1 rRNA gene (running past one end of the window) is annotated in these 1,086 nt (G+C 50.6%); it reads left to right on the top strand.

The features are described 5' to 3' along the window. Window positions 1-18 precede the first annotated feature (18 nt). Window positions 19-1,086 (top strand): 23S ribosomal RNA (locus KHA87_RS21995); it runs 1,890 nt beyond the window's last position.

Raw genomic sequence — 1,086 nt, 5'->3', positions numbered from 1 at the left:
AGTAGTAATAACCTTATAGGTTAAGTTAGTAAGGGCGCACGGTGGATGCCTTGGCACTAGGAGCCGATGAAGGACGGGACTAACACCGATATGCTTCGGGGAGCTGTAAGCAAGCTTTGATCCGGAGATTTCCGAATGGGGGAACCCACTGCTCGTAATGGAGCAGTATCCTTATCTGAATACATAGGATAAGGAAGGCAGACCCGGGGAACTGAAACATCTAAGTACCCGGAGGAAGAGAAAGCAATTGCGATTTCCTGAGTAGCGGCGAGCGAAACGGAAGAAGCCCAAACCAAGAGGCTTGCCTCTTGGGGTTGTAGGACACTCTATACGGAGTTACAAAGGAACGGAGTAGATGAAGAGGTCTGGAAAGGCCCGTCAAAGAAGGTAACAACCCTGTAGTTGAAACTTCGTTCCCTCCAGAGTGGATCCTGAGTACGGCGGGACACGTGAAATCCCGTCGGAAGCAGGGAGGACCATCTCCCAAGGCTAAATACTCCCTAGTGACCGATAGTGAACCAGTACCGTGAGGGAAAGGTGAAAAGCACCCCGGGAGGGGAGTGAAAGAGAACCTGAAACCGTGTGCCTACAAGTAGTTAGAGCCCTGTGCATATTTTCCTTTGGAAAAATGCCGGGTGATAGCGTGCCTTTTGTAGAATGAACCGGCGAGTTACGATTTCATGCAAGGTTAAGCTGATGAGGCGGAGCCGCAGCGAAAGCGAGTCTGAATAGGGCGAACATAGTATGAGGTCGTAGACCCGAAACCAGGTGATCTACCCATGTCCAGGGTGAAGGTAAGGTAACACTTACTGGAGGCCCGAACCCACGCACGTTGAAAAGTGCGGGGATGAGGTGTGGGTAGCGGAGAAATTCCAATCGAACTTGGAGATAGCTGGTTCTCTCCGAAATAGCTTTAGGGCTAGCCTCAAGATGAAGAGTATTGGAGGTAGAGCACTGTTTGGACTAGGGGCCCTCATCGGGTTACCGAATTCAGACAAACTCCGAATGCCAAATACTTATGCTTGGGAGTCAGACTGCGAGTGATAAGATCCGTAGTCAAAAGGGAAACAGCCCAGACCACCAGCT

Origin of the sequence: Bacillus sp. FJAT-49736, from assembly GCF_018343615.1 — a bacterium.
In the GTDB taxonomy this organism is placed as follows: Bacteria; Bacillota; Bacilli; order Bacillales; family Bacillaceae_C; genus Margalitia.
The sequence above is the reverse complement of the archived record's forward strand: the minus strand, read 5'-3'. Positions and strand labels throughout refer to the sequence as shown.